The sequence below is a fragment of the Mycobacterium paraffinicum genome, assembly GCF_001907675.1.
Lineage (GTDB): Bacteria > Actinomycetota > Actinomycetes > Mycobacteriales > Mycobacteriaceae > Mycobacterium > Mycobacterium paraffinicum_A.
Genome location: NZ_MPNT01000014.1, coordinates 52,540 through 70,885, shown reverse-complemented (window position 1 = coordinate 70,885; position 18,346 = coordinate 52,540). Strand labels below are relative to the sequence as shown.

The window sequence follows — 18,346 nt, the reverse complement described above, 5'->3', positions numbered from 1 at the left end:
GGGGTCGGAGCCGAAATACGTACGGTCGATGCAGCGGAAGCGCGGCGCCGTCGTCGGCGGCCACCGGTGTCGCCAAGTTGCCGCTGGGCGGCATGGGTAGAGCGCGGATCCGACGGCGCGATCCACCGGGCCACGTTCCGTCCTGCGCTCGTCCCGCGTTCGCCGGTCCGGCTAACCGCGGAAGCGAAAGGGCCCGCACACCGTGGTGTGCGGGCCCTTCGATTGAAGAAGCGGTGTTAGGCCCAGCTGGACCCAACGGCGCTGTCGGTGCTGGCCATGTTGTTGCCGGCGCTTTGCACCTTCTGCCCGTGGGCGTTGGCCTGCTCGTAGATCACCTGGAAGTTGCGACCCAACTGGGTGATGAACTCCTGGCAGGCCACCGAACCGGCGCCACCCCAGAAGTCACCGGCAGCAAGCACATCGCGAACGATGGCCTGGTGCTCAGCCTCCAAAGACGCGGCCTGGGCGCGGATCAAGGCACCGTGGGCGTCGACATCGCCGAACTGGTAGTTAATGGTCATTGCTTAGCTCCTTAAAAGTGTTGGACAGCAGTGGTTTTCGGCTGCTAGCTGCTCAAGATCTGCTGCGAGGCCTGCTCTTGCTGCTCGTAGTTGTTGGCATCGCGGATGAGCCCGTCGCGCACTCCGTGGAGCATGTTGACGATGTTGCGGAAGGCCTGGTTGACCTGACCCATGGTGTCGTACGAGGTCGCCTGTGCCTGGCCGCTCCAGCCGGAGCCGGCGATGTTCATCGAGGACGCCCACATCTTGCGGGCCTCGTCCTCGACGGTCTGGGCGTGCACCTCGAAGCGGCCCGCCATCGCCCGCATTTCGTGCGGGTCAGTCATAAAACGAGTTGCCATGTTTCTTTCTCCTTGTCTTTCAAGCCTTCAAACTCGAAGTCTTAACATTTCCAATTGATGCGGTGGTGGCCGCGTTATGGACAGATTACGGCCTACCGGTTAACTGATCGCCTCAAACGGGTGACATGTACCCCCTTATTTCCCGTACCGGTATTCCCGACATCAGACGACAACCTGCTTGGGCATGACGATCGGCTTGAAGCCGTAGCGCGGCCCGGCGCCGTAGGCACCCGCGCCCTTGGCCGCGCCCGCCATGCCGGGCATGCCGGGCATCGCGGCAACCGGCTCCGCTTCCGCCGCGGCCGTCCAGCCCGAGCCCTCGAGGGGGGCGGTGGAGGAGGCCAGCGACGCAGGGGCGGCCGCGTTCCAGCCAGCCGGCACCGACAGCCCGCCGACCGCGGAGGCCTCGCCGAGGGCGGCCGACGCTCCCGCGCCCGACACCGAGCCCACCATCGTGCCCTGCACCATTCCGCCGGCGAGCGGCGTGACCGAATCGGTGAGAGCGAACGGGATCGACGGCACGGAACCGAGGGTGTGCCCCAGTGACACGGCCGTCGGGATGGTGTTGCACACCCACCATGCCGCGGTGTTCACGGCGCCGTTGATGCCGTTAAGCACGGACGGGGTGCCGAGGAAGTTGTCGACCGAGGACAGGATGCCCGTGGTCTGGAAGGGCAGGGTCGGGGCGGCCAGGGCCGCCGCGTTGGCCGCGGGAGCCAGCGCCTGAACCGTGCCGCCCGTCGAGTCGGCGGCAAGCGCGGTGCTGTCGGCGGCCGCGGCGGCCGCGGGGTTGGTGGTCGACGTCAGCGGCGTCACTGGGGTCAGCACCCCGGCCGCCGCCGACGCCGCCTGGTAGGCGGCCATCATGGCGGCGTCTTGAGCCCACATCGCGGCGTACTGCGCTTCGGTCGCGGCGATCGCGGCCGAATTGACCCCGAGGAAGTTGGTCGCGACGAGGGTCGCCAGCAACGACCGGTTGGCCGCGATCACCGGCGGGGGAACCGTCGCCGCAAAGGCGGCCTCGTACGCGGCCGCCGACGCCGTGGCTTGCGCGCTGGCCTGCTCGAGCGTCGTTGCCGTCTCGGTGAGATAGGTGATGATCGGCTGGGCCGCGGCCGCGGCCGCCACCGACCCACCACCGGTCCAGTTTTCGGTGGTGAGCAGCGAGATGATCGACTCCCACTGGCTTGCGGTGGCGCTCACCTCGGCGGCCAGGTTGGCGTATGAGGCCGCGGCGGCCATGAGCGGCCCGGCGCCTGCGCCCGAGTACAAAAGCGCGGAGGTGATCTCCGGCGGAACTGCTGCAAAGTCAAGAACCATTTGTGTTTCCCGCTCCTTTGTCTTTAGAAATTTGAGGTTTTCGAGAGCACGAGGACTAGACGGTCGCCGGTTTCGGCATGACGATCGGCTTGACGCCGTAGCGCGGGGCGCCGAAGCCGGCGCTGTTGCGCGCCGCCCCGCCCATGCCCGGCATGCCCGGGATGATGGTCCCCGTGCCGGCCTGCGGCGCGGCGGCGGTCCAGCCCACGGTCTGCAGCGGTGCGGCGCTGGTACCAACCACCGGGGTAGCGGGAGCGGCCCACGTCGGCGGCACCGACAGTTTGCTGACCATCGTGGCCGAGCCCATCGAGGCCATTGGCGCCGCGCCCAGGCCGGCCATGCCGCCACCGGCCATCGGGGCGGTCGTGTCGGCGAGGCCCGCCGCCCCGGCGGCCGAACCGGCGGCGTCGGCGGCGGAGGTGTCGAGCAGACCGCCACCGGCCAGGCCGATCAGGTCCGAACCGGCGGAAGCCCAGTTGCCGAACCCGATGTTGCCGATGTTGGCGCCGTTGCTCGAGAGGCCGAAGATTCCGCCGAGCATGTTCGGGTTGGTGCCATTGCCGGTGCTACCGAGGAGGTAGGCAAGCCAGTCGAGCGGCGTGTTCGACGGCGTGGCGGCGGCAGCGGCGGCAGGAGCTGCGGCGCTCGACAGCGCGGCCTGGCTCGCGTTTATGGCCTCGGTGTCGCCGTAGCTGCCCGAGCTGATGCCCAGGGTCTGCGCGTAGTTGTCCAGCAACGCCTGCGCCTCGGTGGCGATCGCCTGGTACTGGGTGCCGTACGCCGAGAAGATCGCCGCCTGCTGGGCCGACACCGGGTCGGCCGCGGCGGGAGCGATGACAGTGGTCGCCGCCGCCGCGCCGGCGTTCTGCGCCGCCAGGTTGGTGTTGATCCCCGACAGCAGCTGCTCGGCAGCGAGCATCTCTTCGGTCTGTGTTGTCAGAAATGCCATCGATTGCTCCTAATGTTGGAACGAGCCGACCCCCATGCGGTGGATCGACCTGTGTGTTCGCGTAACGGCCCCTGTGCGTTGGCGTAACACTAACGACCCACGACTCCACGGTCCTGGCCGAAAGCGCCAGCGTGACAGCCGTTTACGGCTTTTTAACGATGAGGTCGATAGTTTTAACACGGTCTCGCCGAACGACATGGCGGTGTCATCTGTCATCCGCCGGAAAGCCGTGGTTAAGGCGCGCGGGCGCGGATCCTAACCGATCGCCGTTCGCGCCGCATGGTGGAAATTTCGCTTGTTCGAGGGGGATGCGATGTCCCCGATTCGGCGCCCGCGCGCTAGATTCGCCGCCGGGCCCCCATAGCCCAATTGGCAGAGGCAGCGGACTTAAAATCCGCCCAGTGTCGGTTCGAGTCCGACTGGGGGCACCAGCATCGACGCTTGCCTGAGCACCGTCGGGCCGGCCCGCAGCCGCCGGCTTTGGTTGGGGGTACGGGCCGACCCGGCGCAGTAAGTTGGTCGCGACCGTTGCCCGATTTTCCTGAAGGAGCCAGTGCCGACGTGACCGAGGATCCGCGGACTGACGCCGTCTCGCAGCAATACGATCGATGGGAATATCCGCCTCCGGTCCAAGACCTCGAGGCGTGGGCGGCCAACGGACATTGGGATTGGTTCGACCCGTCCTGGAGCCATCGGATCTTCTGGCCGGACCAGGAGTACAGACCGGACCTCGACATCCTGATCGCCGGCTGCGGCACGTCCCAGGCGGCAGCCTGTGCCTTCATGAACCAGGGCGCGAGAGTCGTGGCTATCGACGTCAGCCGGTCGGCGTTGAATCACGAGCAATATCTGAAAACCAAGCACGGGCTGGACAACCTCGAGCTGCACCTGCTTCCGATCGAAGAGGTGTCCGCGCTTGGACGCGACTTCGACCTGATCGTCTGTAGCGGCGTCCTGCACCACATGGCTGACCCGTTGACCGGGCTGAGGGCTCTCGGCCGGTGTCTGCGCACGGACGGGGTGCTGGCCGTGATGCTCTATGCGAAATATGGGCGGATCGGGGTGGAGATCCTCGAATCGGTATTCCATGACATGGGGTTGTCACGGGACGAAGCGTCGGTCCGATTGGTCAAAGACGCGATCGCGGTGCTCCCGCCGGACCACCCCGCCAGCAGCTATGTGCGGGTCGCTCGGGACCTACTGTCGGACGGCGGCCTTGTCGACACCTTCCTGCACGCCCGCCAGCGAAGCTATACCGTCGCGGAATGCCTGGATCTCGTCGGTGCGGCCGGCTTGGTTTTCCAGGGGTGGTTTCATAAGACGCCTTACTACCCGCACGACCTTTTTCCGCCGGGGAGCACACTTCCGTCGGTGTTGAGCAAACTGCCTGACGCCAAGCTCTGGTCGGTGATGGAGCGCTTCCAGACGACGAATGCCACCCACTATTTCCTCGCCTGCCGCCCCGAGCGGCCAATGGAGCAGTACGCCGTTGACTTCTCGGACCCGGGAGCGCTGGATTATGTTCCGCTGATGCGAACGGCGTGCCGGTTGTCCGGTGATGAGATCTTCCTGCGCGGTGTGCAACTGAAGCTCAACCCGGCCCAACTGCCGTTCGTTCAGCGCGTCGACAGTCGTCGGACTATTCGCGAGATTTGCGGATCCGTGGCACAGCTCGAAGGCTTTAGCGGACGCGGCGATGCGCAGATTCAGGAATTCGGGCACAAGCTGTTCGAGGCGCTGTGGCGGTTGGACTTTCTGGCGATGGCGTTGAGGACGGACTCCACCGATTAATCGTGCGGAGTCCCTCTGCGTGTCGGCGGACGCGCTGCGATCCGCAATCAGCTCACGCAGCCCGGGCAGGGTCCCGGGTCACCCTCGATGACCATCGGACTGACCTGGTGGTTGAGTCCTCCGTTGGTCACCCAGGCCGGCGGGTTGGCAGAAATCTGTCCGATCATGAACCGGTGACAAGCGTTCATGTCCCAGTGGGGTGTCCCGGCCGACGCCATCGGTAGCGGCATGCCGGGACACCACTGGTAGCTGCAGGCCATCCCGTTGCAAATCGGGTCGGGGTAGGTGAAGGCCGCGGCGGGCGCGGCTGCCAGAAATGCCGGCGCGATCGCGGTGGCGGCGGACACGACCGCACCGGCGATGAGTCGCCGCGCGCGGTGGTGTGGCGCGAGAGTCGTCACGGTAGTCCCTTCTTCGATCAGTGGTGATGTCACGCGACGACTCAGTGTGGCGCGGGCGCCGACGCCCGCGCATGAGGTGATCACCTCATTTTTGGATTTCTGGCCACACACGACGACGGGGATTTGGGATCGGTAGTCCGTCCACCTCCATCTACTTATCGCACGCGCCGCCACCAGGTGGCACATCACCCGTAGGACTCGGCAGGAAGCGAAAGGAGCCGGCCATCAACACCAACTTCGCTGCCCATCACGCAGCCCCTTCGACTTCTCGTCGAACCCGCATGACTGGCCTCTACGCGTTGAAGCCGTGGTTCACACGCAGGCTGACTCCGATCGTCGACACGGCCGTGGCTCGTCGAGTGTCTCCCGACGTCTTCACCGCCGCGGGTGTCGCCGCGGCCGGCGCCGCGGGAACCGCCATCGCCTTCGGATGGTGGCCGCTGGCGGCGGTCTTCATGGTGATCCGCCTGGCCGGCGCCAACCTGGACGGGGCGGTCGCCCGGGCTCGTGGGGTGAGCCGGCCGTGGGGCTTCGTCGTCAACGAACTCGGCGACCGCGCCGCCGATCTGCTCGCCTTCGGCGGCCTGGCGGTCTGGGCGGCGCGGCAGCACGGCCCCGGGCTGAACTGGCTGTCCTGGCCGGTGCTTCAGGTCCTCGTGGCCGCGCTGGCCGCCACGCTGCCGACCTTCGCATCGCTGGCCGTCGCCGCGGCGGGCCTCACGCGTCGCAACGGTGGACCGCTCGGCAAGACCGAACGCTGCCTGTTCCTAGTGCTGGCCACCGCATTCCCCATCATCATGCCCATTCTGCTGATGCAACTGGTGAACGGATCACTGCTGACGACGGCCCTGCGACTGCGCGCCGCCCATCGCGAGCTGAAGGCGAAGCGCGCGAGCGATATGCAGAACGAAAGGACCGCGCGCATAACGCTGGTCGAGCAGTTCGATGCGATCACCCAGCCGGTCCCCGCGGCTTACCAGCTCTCCAATGCCGTCACGCTGCCCATGGCACTGGTGGCGGCGTGACCATCAATCGGATTGCCAGCGCGCTCCGGCGCCGGCTCTGGCGGACGGTGTGCGCCTTCTCGGGCGGGCTGACCGTGACGGGGCGTTGGAACGCCGAAGGCGGTTGCATCGTCGTCGCCAATCACGCCTCGCACGCCGACACCGCGGTGTTGGTGGCGGCGTTGCCGTCGACGGCTCGTCCGGTCTTCGGCGCGGCGGCCGACTACTGGTTCGACGTACCGGTGCGACGGTTCATCGCGACCTCGCTGATCGGAATACTGCCGGTGCGACGCTCGGGTGACGGCAACTACCACGCGCTGCTCGCGGCGGCCGGCCCGGCGCTTCGCGCGGGACGGACCGTCGTCATCTATCCCGAGGGAACGCGGTCCACCGACGGCACCATCGGTGAATTCCGTTGTGGTGCACTACGTCTGGCGCGGGACTGCGGCGTGCCGATCGTCCCGGTAGCGATCGTGGGCACCGCCGACGTGCTACCCAAGGACGGACGCTTTTCGCCCGGCCGGATGGAGGTACGTCTCGGCGAGCCTGTCGATCCCCACGCCACCTCCGCACCGCAACTGCGCTCACAGGTGCTGGCACTGCGGGGCGACGTGGTGCCCGATGACCGCTTCGCGCTCGCGTCGTGAAACGGCCGCCGGCAATGTCACTCGTCGACCACTGCACGGGGTTTCTTCACCTCGATCGGCGGATGTCGCTCAACATCGACCTGGGTCCGCTGCACGTTCACATGTACTCGCGAGCCGTGTTCCTGATGTGGGTTACGGTGGCGATCCTCGCGGCCGCGGGCGTCGCCGTCCTCGCCTCGCGCAAGCAGGAGTTGGTCCAGAAATGGCGCACCTGGGTACTGATCGCACCAGCAGTCGGGCTGCCCGTCTGGGCCGGCCACGGCACTTCGGCGGGGTTGGCCGCGGCACTGGCCGTCGTCGCGGTGATCGAGTACGCGCGCCTGGTGAAGCTGGGCCGCGCCGACACCTACGTGCTCGTCGTGCTGGCCGTGGCATACCCGGTCGCGGCGTGGCTGCGCCCATCGCTGCTGCAGTTCGCCCCCATCATCGTGCTGCTGTGTGTGCTGCCCTCCGTCCTTGAAGGCGACGTCGAGAACGGCGCCAGGCGCGCCGCGTCCGCCGCGTTCGCGTCGGTGTGGATCTGCTGGTCGCTGTCCCATCTCGTCATGGTGTGGCCGGACGCATATCTGCTGTGCTTCGCCGTCGCGGCCACCGACGTCGCGGCCTGGTGCGGCGGAAAAGGGTTGCGCCGCATGCGATGGGCGCGCAGGCCGCTGTCCCCGCTGAGTCCCAACAAGACGATCGGCGGGATGGTCGGCGCGATCACCGGTGCGTTTCTGATCCTCACCCTCTTGGGCACTGTCTCCATCGGCCTGGTCATCGCCGTCTCCATCGGCGGTCTGTTCGGTGACCTGCTCGAGTCCATGCTCAAGCGGCAGGCCCGGGTCAAGGACGCCGGTGACTGGCTGCCCGGGTTTGGCGGCCTCCTCGATCGCATCGATTCACTGCTGGTTGTCCTCCCACTCGCGTACTTCCTCGGATGAGAGATCTCGATGAATAACGACAAACCCACCATGCCGATCGCCCTGCGGAATCGGACCGACGCGTCGACCGCCCCGAATATGCCCGCCCGTTGGCGATTTCCGGCAGAGCAGTTCGGGTCGATTCCGATAAGTCGGTGCGCCGAACGAGACAATCGCATCCGGCCCGCGGCGACCGGTGGCCTGGAAGTGCGCGATGTCACGCTCTCCGTTGATGGCGAAACGGTTCTACTGGACCGGGTTTCGTTCGCGGCGCGCCCCGGCACCTTGACGGCGGTGATCGGCCCTTCGGGCGCGGGCAAGTCGACACTGGCCAGAGTCGCCGCCGGGGCCCAACGGCCGACCAGTGGGACGGTGTCGTTGGATGCGAGGGCCCTGCACGCAGTGCGCAGCGAGATCGGGATGGTCCCTCAGGACGACCTTGTGCACGGCCGGCTCACCGTCGCACAGGCACTGCGGTTCGCGGCGGAACTCCGGATGCCCGCCGACACCACCGCAAGCGGACGCGGGCGGGTGATCACCACTGTGCTCGAGGAACTCGAGCTGACCCCTCACGCTGACACCCGCATCGACAAGTTGTCGGGCGGCCAGCGTAAGCGTGTGTCGGTGGCGGTTGAATTGTTGACCAGCCCACATCTATTGGTGCTCGATGAACCGACGACGGGGCTGGATCCCGCGCTGGACCGCTCGGTGATGGCGATGCTGCGCCGGCTAACCGACGCGGGCCGCGTGGTCGTGGTGGTGACCCACTCGTTGACGTTCCTGGACGTGTGCGACCAAGTGCTGTTGCTTGCGCCCGGCGGAAAGGCGGTTTTCTGCGGACCGCCCGATCGGCTCAGTTCCGCTCTGGGAGCGTCGGATTGGGCGGACATCTTCACGAAGGTATGCGCCGACCCGGACGGTCTTCACCGCCGGTTCATGCAGAGGCGAGACTCCCAGGCCGCAGACAGTGTGTGCCGTCCCGCACCCGTTCGGCACGTCCAACCGACCCGTGTCGGCGTGTGGCGCCAAACGTCGACGCTCGCACGCCGCCAGGTGCGGTTGCTTGCGGCGAACCGTGGTTACCTCGCCCTTCTCGCTGTGTTGCCGTTCGTCGTCGGCCTGCTGCCGCTGACCGTCACCGGCCACGCCGGCCTAGGCCACATGCCGGCGCCTGGTGCGCCACCGTTCGAAGCCAAGCACGTCGTCGCGTTGACGAGCTTCGCAGCGATTCTGATGGGTACCACACTCAGCGTCCGCGATCTCGTCGGCGAACGCGCCGTCTTCCGGCGCGAACGGGCGGCGGGATTGTCGGCGTCGGCTTACCTTCTTGCAAAGGCGCTCGTCTTCGGCGCGGTCGCGGTGATCCAATCCGCGATCCTCGTGCTGATCGTCACGGCGCCTGCGATCGGCAAGCCCAGCCCGTCGAGTGCGGTGGTCTTGGGCAGCCCGACCTTCGAGTTGTTCGTCGGTGTCGCGGCGACTTGCGTAGTGGCCGTCCTTCTCGGGCTTGCCCTTTCGGCTCTGGCGCGCACGGGCGATCAGGTCGTCGTGCTGTTGGCGATGACTCTGATGGCGCAACTGGTGCTCGCGGGCGGCTTCATCCCGGTGACGGACCGACCGCTGATGGAGGCCCTCGCCTGGCTGACTCCCGGACGATGGGGGTTCGCGGCGACCGCGTCGACGGCCGATCTGACCAAACTGGTCGCGGGAATTGCGAACGACTCGCTCTGGCAGCACACCAGCTCGGCGTGGCTCATGAGCATGGCCATGCTGGGAGTGCTTGCCGTGCTCTTCGCCGGCGTCACGCGGTGGTGCCTACGACGGTGAGGCCTGGGATGATCACCGATACACCGGCTGTCACGGCGCTCCGGGCGGGATAGCGGACCAAGGCGCCGGATTTGGGGACCTTGCTTCCCCAGCTAGAGCCTTTGTGCCCTGTCTAGCCGGCGCCGCCGGACACGAAGATCACCGAGACAGGGTTTAGGAGGCCGGTGGTGATCAAGCAAGCCATGGCGGGCGCAGCGGCGGTGGTTCTCTTCGTCGGCGGCTGCTCCGCTGGAAATCGCAACGGCGGTGGCGGCACGACCACCACGAGCACGTCCCATGCTCAGGCCGTGCGCGGATGGGTCGAACAGACCAAGGACCACATGCAAGACCTGGGGATCGCCATGGGCAAGGCGACTTTTGCCATCGGTGAGCATGACTACGCCGCTCTCGGGGCCGCCTGCCACGAGGGTCATGACGCGGCGAGCTTCCTCCAGGGCCACTTGCCCTCGCCTGACAAAGAACTGACCGACGCGCTGCAAGCCAGCCTCGACGACTTCGATGCCGCCTCCCACTTCTGCGTCGCCGCGGTCGAGGACAAAGACACCAACGAGGCGCGCCACGCCGGCGAATTCATGAACTCCGCCGAAGGGCATCTCACGACCGCCACCAGCATCCGCGATCGCATCGTCAACGGGCCCGCCTGACTGCGATAGGCGACGAAGGGTCCAGCAGGGGAGGACCTTGGCCCCTACAGCCCGCGGCGGGCGGGGCTGACAATGAGATCACACGAAGGCCCGGGAGGCCGAGAAATGAATCGCGAAGTCCCAGTCGGCCTCGGGCTGATCGGCGCAACACCGGTATGAACGTCCGTCCATGGAAGTGGCCGACGGTCGGCGCCGTGCTGCTCTCGGTCCTCGGACTGCTTCCGGCGGCGCCTGCGTCGGCCGACCCGGGTGACGACGCGTTCATCGCGTCGCTCGCGAACTACGGGATCGAAGTCCGAGACCAAGGTGTCGCGATCGCGATGGCCCACCGGGTGTGCACCGGGTTCGACAACAATGCGAACGCAAGCGTGCTGGCGATGAAGGTGAAGCGCGACACCGATCTCTCGATGAAGGAAGCCAGCTACTTCGTCGGCCTGTCCGTGGCCGCCTACTGCCCGCAGTACCGGGGGCTCATCGACAGTTCGCTGATCTGGCTGGTCCCGGGGCCCCCGTTGATGTAGTGCGGAGGCCATAAGCGAGCCGGACGGCCGAAGGCACAGTAAGTTGGTCGCGACCGCCACCGCGAAGGAGCCGCGCCGAAGTGACCGACGACCCGCGGAGCGACGGCGTCTCACGCCAATACGATCGCTGGGAATATCCGCCCCCGGTAACCGATCTGGCGGAGTGGACCAAGACCCACTGGGATTGGTTCGACCCGTACTGGGCGCACCGGGTGCTGTGGCCGAACCGGGAGTACAAACCGGACCTTGACATTCTCATCGCGGGCTGCGGCACCTTCCAGGCGGCCCTTTTCGCGTTCATGAACCGCACCGCCAAGGTGGTCGCGATCGACGTCAGCCGGAAGGCTCTGAGGCACGAGCAGTACCTGAAAGACAAGCACGGCCTGGACAACTTGGAATTGCACCTGCTGCCGATCGAAGAGGTGGGGACGCTTTCGCGCGACTTCGACCTCATCGTGTCCACCGGCGTCCTGCACCACATGGCGGATCCGTTGACCGGGCTCAAGGCGCTCGGCGGCTGCCTGCGCGCAGACGGGGCGCTGGGCGTCATGCTGTATGCGAAGTACGGCCGGATCGGCGTCGAGATGCTCGAATCGGCGTTCCGCGACCTCGGGCTGCGGCAGGACGACGCATCGGTCCAAATGGTCAAAGAGGCGATCGCGGTGCTGCCCGCGGATCACCCCGTCCGCCCGTACCTGAAGGGCGCGCGCGATCTGGTGTCCGACGGCGCGCTGGTCGACACGTTCCTGCACAGTCGCCAGCGAAGCTACACCGTTGCCGAATGCCTGGACCTGGTCGGCGCCGCCGGATTGGCGTTCCAGGGCTGGTTTCACAAGACGCCGTACTACCCGCACGACGTCGTCGCGCCGGCGAGCGAATTCCAGGCGCTGCTGAACCAGCTGCCCGACGTCAAAATGTGGTCGGTGATGGAACGCCTGCAGCCCACGAATGCCACCCACTTCTTCATGGCCTGCCGGCCCGAACGCCCGAAAGAGCACTACGCGATCGATTTTTCGACGTCCCGGGCGCTCGACTATGTTCCGCTGTTGCGGACGGCCTGCCTGCTGTCCGGGAACGATATTCACCTGCCAGGAAGCACACTGAAGCTCAACCCGGCCCAGCTGCCGTTCGTTGAGCAGGTCGACGGCCGGCGGACGATTCGGGAGATCATCGAGGATGTCACCCGGCGCGGCGGCATCGGCCCCGAAAACGCCGAGCTGATAGAGCGATTCGGGCGAAAGCTGTTCGAGTCGTTGTGGCGGCTCGACTTTCTGGCGATGGCCCTGCGCACCGGTTAGCGGTTCACGCCTAGGCCCGGGCGAAGGGCGGCGATGGCGTGCGCGGCCCGATTCGTCGCGACGGGCCGTGTGATCGACCAGGCCGGCCTTGATGGCGTTCCTCGGTAAGCCGGGAAACAGCGGATGCCACGGGGATCCGGCGGCCGAAGACACCCGTCGCGGCGGGCCCCAGGTGGCGGACCAAATTTTCGACCCGGCCGCCGGGACCCGCGCAAATCGTCACTCATACACTGACCCCCCGTGGGCATGCTGTCTGGTCTTGCGCCGTGGATCGTCTATTGGGTGCTCGTCGGTAACGTCCCGTTGCCTGCCGCCGCGCTGGTCGGGCTGGCCGTCGCGGCCGTCGCACTGGCGATCGGAAGTCTCACCGGCAAGCCGGAGCGGACGCTCGAAATCGGTTCCGCCGCAGTCTTTGTGGTGTTGACGGGGCTGACTTTCGCGCTGGGTGACTGGTTCTCTCAGCGGTGGATACTGCCGCTGAGCGTCGCCGGTTTGCTGGTGGTGGCGCTGGTCGGGGCGCTGACGGGCAAGCCGTTCGTGCACGCGTTCGCCGCCGCGGAGCAGCCCGCAGACGTGCGCACGACCGAGCTGTTCAGGCGCGTCGTCAGCGTCGTGAGCTGGATGTGGGTGGGGGCCCTGGCCGTCATGGCCGTGTCGTCGGCGATCCCGCCGATCACGCGGGGGGACGCCACCCTCCTGGACACTAGGACTCCGTTGTCGTACCTGTGCTACTGGCTCATCCCCCTCGCGCTGTTCGGCGTGGCCGCGCTGGCGTCGCGGGCGCTGCCCGAGCGGATGCTCGCCGGGATCGACGACGTGGCCCGCGAGACCTCGTTCGTCGCCTACGACGAGGCCACGATCGACGAGCTGTACTTCCTTGCCCAGGAGCACGCGAATCGAGAGGTCGGTCCGGGCAAGGAGGCCTACAACGTGAAGGTCGGAGGGATGGGCACCCCGTTGACCGGAGACGAGTCCCGAAAGTCGTGGCCCTCGACGTACAAGGTGCGCGACAAGCGGCGCTGACGGCGCACGGGCGTTCCGCTACGTTGGGTTCCGGCGGGGCGGGCCGCGGCCAGCCGCACGCGCTCCCCGTCCGGTTGCGGTCAATGAGGGAGCCCCAAGAGGAGTCGCGAATGAACGCGATCAGCCCAGACGCCATCCGTGCGGAAACGATCACCATCACCGGCCACGGCGCCGACGAGATCGAGGCCTACCGGGCGACACCGCTCGCCGAGGGGGCGCGCGGCGGGGTCGTGTGGATTCATCACATGCCCGGCTATGACCGCGAGACCAAGGAGTTCGTGCGGCGGCTCGCCGTCAACGGCCTCCACGCCGTGGCCCCGAACCTCTATTCGCGTGAGGCGCCGGGCGCGTCGCCGGACGACGCGGCCGCGGCGGCGCGGGCGGCGGGCGGCGTGCCCGACGAACGTCTGGTCGGCGACGTGGCCGGCGCGGTCGAGCACCTGCGCTCATTGCCCGGCGCCAACGGCAAGTTCGGCGTCATCGGGCACTGCTCGGGCGGGCGGCACGCGTACCTGGCGGCGTGTTCGCTGCCGTTTGATGCCGCGGTGGACTGCTATGGCGCGTTCATCGTCGAGGATCCGCCGGAGGGCATGCCCAAGGCCATGAAACCGATCCTGCAGCTGGCGCCGAACCTCAGTTGCCCGCTGCTGGGCCTGTTCGGGCTCGACGACCGATTCCCGGCGCCGCCCGCGGTGGCCGTGCTGGACGACGAGCTGAACAGGCTGAACAAGCCGCACGAGTTCCACTCCTACGAAGGCGCGGGCCACTCGTTCTTCTCCGTCGATCGGCCCGCCTACCGGCCCGAGGCGGCGGTCGACGGCTGGCGGCGCATCGACGACTTCTTCGCCACCCATCTGAAAGGTTAGGTCTCGCCGGTCATGTGCACCTATCTCACCGAACACGTCGGGATCGACGGCAGTGGCAAGGGCGCCACGGGATGGTTCGGCGCCAGCCGCGCGACCGTGTATGTCGATCACCCGGTCCACGCACCCTACGGCCACACCGTCAACATCGACGTGATCAATCCGGAGCTCGGGCCGTCGGCGCGGGTGGCGCTGGAGCTCACCGAGGAGAGCGCGCTGGCGCTGGCCGACGCCATCCGCAAGGCGATCGCCAACGCGCCGGCCGGGCTGGCCGCCAAGGATCAGAAATGACCGCCGAGCGTGATTACCCCGCGATGGCCGTCGCGCGCGGCAGGGTCGAGCCCGCCCCGCGCCGGGTGCGGGGCTATCTTGGGGACGCGTTGATCTTCAACACCACCGCCGCGCTTTACGTGTGGGAGGTCCCGTACTACCCGCAGTACTACATCCCATTGGCCGATGTCCGCCCGGAGTTCCTGCGCGACGAGAATCATTCGCAGAAGGTGCAATTCGGCGCCTCGCGGCTGTATTCCCTGGAGTGCTCCGGTCGGACCCACCCGTCGGCCGCGCGGGTGTTCGACTCCGACGGTGACGGCCCGGTGGCCGGGACGGTGCGGTTCGAATGGAATCCGTTGCGCTGGTTCGAGGAAGACGAGCCCATCTACGGCCACCCGCGCAATCCCTATTCGCGGGTGGACGCGCTGCGGTCGCACCGGCACGTCCGAGTCGAGTTGGACGGAATTGTGCTGGCCGACACCAGGTCTCCCGTTCTGCTATTCGAAACCGGCTTACCGACAAGGTATTACATCGACCCCACCGACGTCTCCTTCAAGCATCTGGAGCCCAGCGAGACACAAACGCTGTGTCCGTACAAGGGGGTGACGTCGGGATACTGGTCCGTGCGCTCCGGCGGTGCGCTGCATCCGGACCTGGCCTGGACCTACCACTACCCGTTGCCCGCGGTCGGCCAGATCGCCGGTCTGGTGGCGTTTTACAACGAAAAGCTGGACATCAGCGTCGACGGTGCCGCGTTACCCCGGCCGAAAACCCAGTTCAGTTAACGAACGAGGTGTGATTTTTCCCTCTTCGCCGGCCGCACCCTGAGAATTTCCTAATCTGCACATCGGCTAGGCCGCTGACCGGGAACGTTAGCGGCAAAACCGAAATCCGCCGCATGGGCGTTTGCATCTCTTTCGCTGAGGGTAAGCGACCGCGGTACAGCGTTATTGAAAGCCTGAGCGGAACCTGAGCGCGGGGAGTGACGTAGCTAACGTCAGGGGAATTCGACCCTTTCGACGCGAATTTTGGCCGGTAGACTCGTAAAAACGAGTCGCGTCAGCGCCTTTCGGTGCTGAGATCTGTTAGATCCGGAGGCCGAATTGTCGCGCAAGTACGGCGATTTTGCCTCCGCGCCGACAACACAGCAAAGGCGGTGCAGCGTGAGCGGTGTGAACGGCCGCAAGGCCTTCCCGGAGCACGGAGAAGAGCGAAACTTCGAATTGGGCGACGGCCCGTTGGTTCGTATTCCGGTGGGATACGGCCCGATCAGCGATGCCGGCTTAAGCCCCGACGGCAGCCGGCTGATCGTCGCCAACCACGGCGGGGACACGGTCTCGATCGTCGACACCGATGCGCGGCGCGTGGTGCAGACCATCGCCGGCCTCGAAGAGCCCTTCGCGATCGCCCTCAGCGGTGGCGACGAGCCCCGCGCCTACGTCAGCACGGCGACCGCGGCATACGACTCCGTCGACGTCGTCGATCTCGGCACGAACGCGCGCGTCGCGACGCATCCGCTGGCCAACAGCGTGAGCGACCTCGCCGTGAGCGCCGACGGCAGGTTCGTCTACGCCGGCCGGAACGGCGCCTTGGGCGCCGACGTCACGGTCCTGGACACCAGCACGGATGACTTCGAGGTGATCGACCTCGCCACGGCGCCGGGGACCACGGTGGACTGTGTCCGCATCAGCCCCGACGGGCGTCGGCTCTATGCCGCCATTAACGGGCCGTCCGGTGGCCAACTGGTCGAGGTCGACACTCGGCGCTCGCGCATCGCCGGGGCTTACGAGCTCGGGCTACCCATCCGCGACGTCGCGCTGAGCGACGACGGCGGCACGGCCTACGTGGCCAGCTGCGGCCCCGTCGTGGGTGCGGTGCTCGACGTCATCGACACCCGAACCCGCGAAATCACCGGCACCCGCAAGCTCAGCGAGGTCGCCGGTCCGCTCACCCGCCTTGCGCTGAGCCGCGACGGCCGCGCCTATCTGGTCAGCGACGACCACGTGGCGGTGGTCTGCACGCGCACCCACGACGTCATCGGGGACTTCACGGCGGTGAAGCATCCCTCCTGCGTGGTGGAGAGCCCGGACGGCAGGTACCTCTACATCGGCGACTACTCCGGCGTGGTCACCGTGGCGCCGATCACCGCGGGACCGGCCGACGAGTCGACCACCCGACTGCCCGCGCCGGCGCAGCGGGAACCCGTACTCGCTTAGGGTGATTGCCGACGCCGGCGCCGAACTCGGGCTTAGGGTGGAGGCTGCCGGCGGCTCCTCGCCTCCGGCGCGGGACGCGGTCACCCCGCGTCTCGCGGGTTGACATCAGGCGACGCTGCGCCGAGATCCAGAGGCGGTACCTCAATGGACAGCACGATGCAGGACTTTCCGTTGACGATCACCGCGATCATGCGCCACGGCTGCGGCGTGCACGGCGCGCGCACGGTCACCACCGCCACCGGCGACGGCTACCGGCGGACCAGCTACCGCGAGTTGGGGCAGGACGCCGCGCGGCTGGCGAACGGGTTGCGCCGCCTCGGCGTCAGCGGTGACCAGCGGGTGGCGACGTTCATGTGGAACAACGCCGAACACCTGGCGACCTACCTGGCGGTGCCGTCGATGGGCGCCGTCCTGCACACCCTCAACATTCGCCTCTTCGCCGAGCAGATCTCCTACGTCGCCAACGAGGCCGAAGACCAGGTGGTGCTGGTCGACGCGTCGCTGGCCAAGCTGCTCGCGCCGGTGCTCGGCGACCTCAAGACCGTGCACACCGTGATCGTGGTCGGGGCGGGGGACACCGCTTCGTTCGAGGGATCGGGCAAGGCCGTGCTGCGGTATGCCGACGTGCTCGCCGGCGAGTCCACCGAGTTCGACTGGCCTGACATCGACGAGAAGTCCGCGGCCGCGATGTGCTACACCAGCGGCACCACCGGCAACCCGAAAGGCGTGGTGTACAGCCACCGTTCGAGCTACCTGCACACGATGGCGGCCTGCACCACCAACGGCATCGGCGTCGGCGCCGTGGACAGCGTGCTGCCGATCGTGCCGATGTTCCACGCCAACGCGTGGGGTCTGCCCTACGCGGCCCTGATGGCCGGCGCCGATCTGGTGTTGCCCGACTGCCACCTCGACGCCCGGTCGCTGATCCGCATGGTCGAGGACCTGCGACCGACCGTGGCGGGCGCGGTGCCCACCATTTGGAATGACGTATTGCATCGCCTGGCGGATGAACCCGACCACGACATGTCGTCGCTGCGGCTGGTGGCCTGTGGGGGATCGGCCGTCCCGCTGTCGCTGATGCGCAGCTTCGAGGAGAACCACGGCGTTCAGATCCGGCAACTGTGGGGCATGACGGAGACCTCCCCGTTGGCGACCATGGCGTGGCCGCCTCCGGGAACTCCCGAGGACCAGCATTGGGCGATCCGTGCCACCCAGGGTCAGCCGGTCTGCGGCGTGGAGATGCGGATCGTCGACGATAACGGCAAGGTGCTGCCCAACGACGGCGAGGCCGTCGGCGAGGTGGAGGTTCGCGGCCCTTGGATCGCCGGCTCCTATTACCTGACGCCCGACGACTCGAAGTTCGACTCCAGCTGGTTGCGTACCGGTGACGTGGGGCGGATCGACGAGCGCGGTTTCGTCACCCTGACCGACCGGGCCAAGGACGTGATCAAGTCCGGCGGCGAGTGGATCTCCTCGGTCGAGCTGGAGAACAGCTTGATCGGGCACCCGCACGTGGTCGAAGCCGCGGTGGTCGGCGTGCCCGACGAGCGCTGGCAGGAGCGGCCGCTGGCCGTTGTGGTCGCCAAGGAAGGCACCACGGTCAGCGCCGATGACCTGCGAAAGTTCCTCGCCGAGAAGGTCGTTCGCTGGTGGCTGCCCGAGCGGTGGGCGTTCGTCGAGGAGATTCCACGCACCAGTGTGGGCAAGTACGACAAGAAGGCCATCCGGGCGCGCTACGCCGAGCATGGCTATTGGGTGGTCGAGGCCCGCGACTGAGTGCCGGCCTGCGCGAAGCTGGGTACCGT

At 67.2% G+C, this 18,346-nt stretch carries 19 protein-coding genes and 1 tRNA gene; 15 read left to right on the top strand and 5 right to left on the bottom strand.

The window, feature by feature from the left end; all coding sequences use genetic code 11:
- Positions 1–236: 236 nt before the first annotated feature.
- The 4 genes from BRW65_RS16615 to BRW65_RS16600 form a co-directional block, all read right to left on the bottom strand.
- A complete protein-coding gene (locus BRW65_RS16615; protein WP_046184805.1) occupies positions 237–521 on the bottom strand; it encodes a WXG100 family type VII secretion target in 285 nt (94 codons plus the stop codon).
- Positions 522–565: 44 nt separating this feature from the next.
- The gene (locus BRW65_RS16610; protein WP_007168951.1) at positions 566–862 is read right to left on the bottom strand and encodes a WXG100 family type VII secretion target; all 297 of its coding nucleotides are present in this window, start codon (positions 860–862) and stop codon (positions 566–568) included.
- A 162-nt stretch (positions 863–1,024) separates the two neighbouring features.
- Positions 1,025–2,182 (bottom strand): PPE family protein, encoded by a 1,158-nt coding sequence (locus BRW65_RS16605; protein ID WP_073876400.1) that lies wholly within the window; start codon positions 2,180–2,182, stop codon positions 1,025–1,027.
- Between the two features lie 55 nt (positions 2,183–2,237).
- On the bottom strand, positions 2,238–3,131 hold the full coding sequence (locus BRW65_RS16600; RefSeq protein WP_073876398.1) for a PPE family protein, SVP subgroup: 894 nt from the start codon (positions 3,129–3,131) through the stop codon (positions 2,238–2,240).
- Positions 3,132–3,485: 354 nt separating this feature from the next.
- On the opposite strand from BRW65_RS16600, the gene BRW65_RS16595 reads away from it, so the two are divergent.
- A tRNA-Leu gene (locus BRW65_RS16595) sits at positions 3,486–3,562 on the top strand.
- Between the two features lie 130 nt (positions 3,563–3,692).
- A complete protein-coding gene (locus BRW65_RS16590; protein ID WP_073876395.1) occupies positions 3,693–4,922 on the top strand; it encodes a class I SAM-dependent methyltransferase in 1,230 nt (409 codons plus the stop codon).
- Positions 4,923–4,969: 47 nt separating this feature from the next.
- On the opposite strand, the gene BRW65_RS16585 is transcribed toward BRW65_RS16590, so the two are convergent.
- Positions 4,970–5,323 carry a hypothetical protein gene (locus tag BRW65_RS16585; RefSeq protein ID WP_073876393.1) on the bottom strand — a complete coding sequence of 118 codons (354 nt, stop codon included), beginning with the start codon at positions 5,321–5,323 and terminating at the stop codon, positions 4,970–4,972.
- 281 nt (positions 5,324–5,604) lie between these two features.
- Between BRW65_RS16585 and BRW65_RS16580 the strand changes: the two genes are divergently transcribed.
- From BRW65_RS16580 to BRW65_RS16520, 13 genes are all read left to right on the top strand, one after another.
- Entirely contained in the window at positions 5,605–6,348 is a 744-nt protein-coding gene (locus BRW65_RS16580; RefSeq protein WP_084187843.1) for a CDP-alcohol phosphatidyltransferase family protein, read from the top strand.
- A complete protein-coding gene (locus tag BRW65_RS16575; RefSeq protein ID WP_073876389.1) occupies positions 6,345–6,974 on the top strand; it encodes a lysophospholipid acyltransferase family protein in 630 nt (209 codons plus the stop codon). Before BRW65_RS16580 ends, BRW65_RS16575 begins: the two co-directional genes overlap by 4 nt.
- Before the next feature lie 62 nt (positions 6,975–7,036).
- Positions 7,037–7,897 (top strand): phosphatidate cytidylyltransferase, encoded by an 861-nt coding sequence (locus tag BRW65_RS16570; RefSeq protein WP_244168111.1) that lies wholly within the window; start codon positions 7,037–7,039, stop codon positions 7,895–7,897.
- A 9-nt stretch (positions 7,898–7,906) separates the two neighbouring features.
- Positions 7,907–9,703 carry an ATP-binding cassette domain-containing protein gene (locus BRW65_RS16565; RefSeq protein WP_084187842.1) on the top strand — a complete coding sequence of 599 codons (1,797 nt, stop codon included), beginning with the start codon at positions 7,907–7,909 and terminating at the stop codon, positions 9,701–9,703.
- Positions 9,704–9,870: 167 nt separating this feature from the next.
- Complete coding sequence (locus BRW65_RS16560) at positions 9,871–10,347, top strand: hypothetical protein (protein ID WP_139273149.1); 477 nt, start codon at positions 9,871–9,873, stop codon at positions 10,345–10,347.
- A 155-nt stretch (positions 10,348–10,502) separates the two neighbouring features.
- On the top strand, positions 10,503–10,868 hold the full coding sequence (locus tag BRW65_RS16555; RefSeq protein ID WP_073876383.1) for a DUF732 domain-containing protein: 366 nt from the start codon (positions 10,503–10,505) through the stop codon (positions 10,866–10,868).
- Positions 10,869–10,948: 80 nt separating this feature from the next.
- Positions 10,949–12,166, top strand: coding sequence for a class I SAM-dependent methyltransferase (locus tag BRW65_RS16550; protein WP_073876381.1), 1,218 nt, complete (start codon positions 10,949–10,951; stop codon positions 12,164–12,166).
- Positions 12,167–12,406: 240 nt separating this feature from the next.
- Positions 12,407–13,189: a hypothetical protein gene (locus tag BRW65_RS16545; protein ID WP_073876379.1), complete on the top strand. Its 783-nt coding sequence runs from the start codon at positions 12,407–12,409 to the stop codon at positions 13,187–13,189.
- 110 nt (positions 13,190–13,299) lie between these two features.
- On the top strand, positions 13,300–14,055 hold the full coding sequence (locus tag BRW65_RS16540; protein ID WP_073876377.1) for a dienelactone hydrolase family protein: 756 nt from the start codon (positions 13,300–13,302) through the stop codon (positions 14,053–14,055).
- Between the two features lie 12 nt (positions 14,056–14,067).
- Positions 14,068–14,343, top strand: a complete 276-nt coding sequence (locus BRW65_RS16535; RefSeq protein ID WP_073876375.1) for a DUF6295 family protein — start codon at positions 14,068–14,070, stop codon at positions 14,341–14,343.
- Positions 14,340–15,110, top strand: coding sequence for a DUF427 domain-containing protein (locus tag BRW65_RS16530; RefSeq protein ID WP_073876373.1), 771 nt, complete (start codon positions 14,340–14,342; stop codon positions 15,108–15,110). Before BRW65_RS16535 ends, BRW65_RS16530 begins: the two co-directional genes overlap by 4 nt.
- A gap of 378 nt (positions 15,111–15,488) precedes the next feature.
- Entirely contained in the window at positions 15,489–16,541 is a 1,053-nt protein-coding gene (locus tag BRW65_RS16525; RefSeq protein ID WP_073876371.1) for a YncE family protein, read from the top strand.
- A gap of 144 nt (positions 16,542–16,685) precedes the next feature.
- Positions 16,686–18,317 carry a long-chain fatty acid--CoA ligase gene (locus BRW65_RS16520; RefSeq protein ID WP_073876369.1) on the top strand — a complete coding sequence of 544 codons (1,632 nt, stop codon included), beginning with the start codon at positions 16,686–16,688 and terminating at the stop codon, positions 18,315–18,317.
- Positions 18,318–18,346: the final 29 nt, after the last annotated feature.

Bases quoted from the DNA above. Each gene is read 5' to 3' on its own strand.
- BRW65_RS16600 (WP_073876398.1), bottom strand. From the start codon at position 3,131: ATGGCATTTCTGACAACACAGACCGAAGAGATGCTCGCTGCCGAGCAG.
- BRW65_RS16555 (WP_073876383.1), top strand. From the start codon at position 10,503: ATGAACGTCCGTCCATGGAAGTGGCCGACGGTCGGCGCCGTGCTGCTC.
- BRW65_RS16540 (WP_073876377.1), top strand. From the start codon at position 13,300: ATGAACGCGATCAGCCCAGACGCCATCCGTGCGGAAACGATCACCATC.
- BRW65_RS16565 (WP_084187842.1), top strand. From the start codon at position 7,907: ATGAATAACGACAAACCCACCATGCCGATCGCCCTGCGGAATCGGACC.
- BRW65_RS16580 (WP_084187843.1), top strand. From the start codon at position 5,605: ATGACTGGCCTCTACGCGTTGAAGCCGTGGTTCACACGCAGGCTGACT.
- BRW65_RS16520 (WP_073876369.1), top strand. From the start codon at position 16,686: ATGGACAGCACGATGCAGGACTTTCCGTTGACGATCACCGCGATCATG.
- BRW65_RS16535 (WP_073876375.1), top strand. From the start codon at position 14,068: ATGTGCACCTATCTCACCGAACACGTCGGGATCGACGGCAGTGGCAAG.
- BRW65_RS16530 (WP_073876373.1), top strand. From the start codon at position 14,340: ATGACCGCCGAGCGTGATTACCCCGCGATGGCCGTCGCGCGCGGCAGG.
- BRW65_RS16570 (WP_244168111.1), top strand. From the start codon at position 7,037: ATGTCGCTCAACATCGACCTGGGTCCGCTGCACGTTCACATGTACTCG.
- BRW65_RS16605 (WP_073876400.1), bottom strand. From the start codon at position 2,182: ATGGTTCTTGACTTTGCAGCAGTTCCGCCGGAGATCACCTCCGCGCTT.
- BRW65_RS16615 (WP_046184805.1), bottom strand. From the start codon at position 521: ATGACCATTAACTACCAGTTCGGCGATGTCGACGCCCACGGTGCCTTG.
- BRW65_RS16610 (WP_007168951.1), bottom strand. From the start codon at position 862: ATGGCAACTCGTTTTATGACTGACCCGCACGAAATGCGGGCGATGGCG.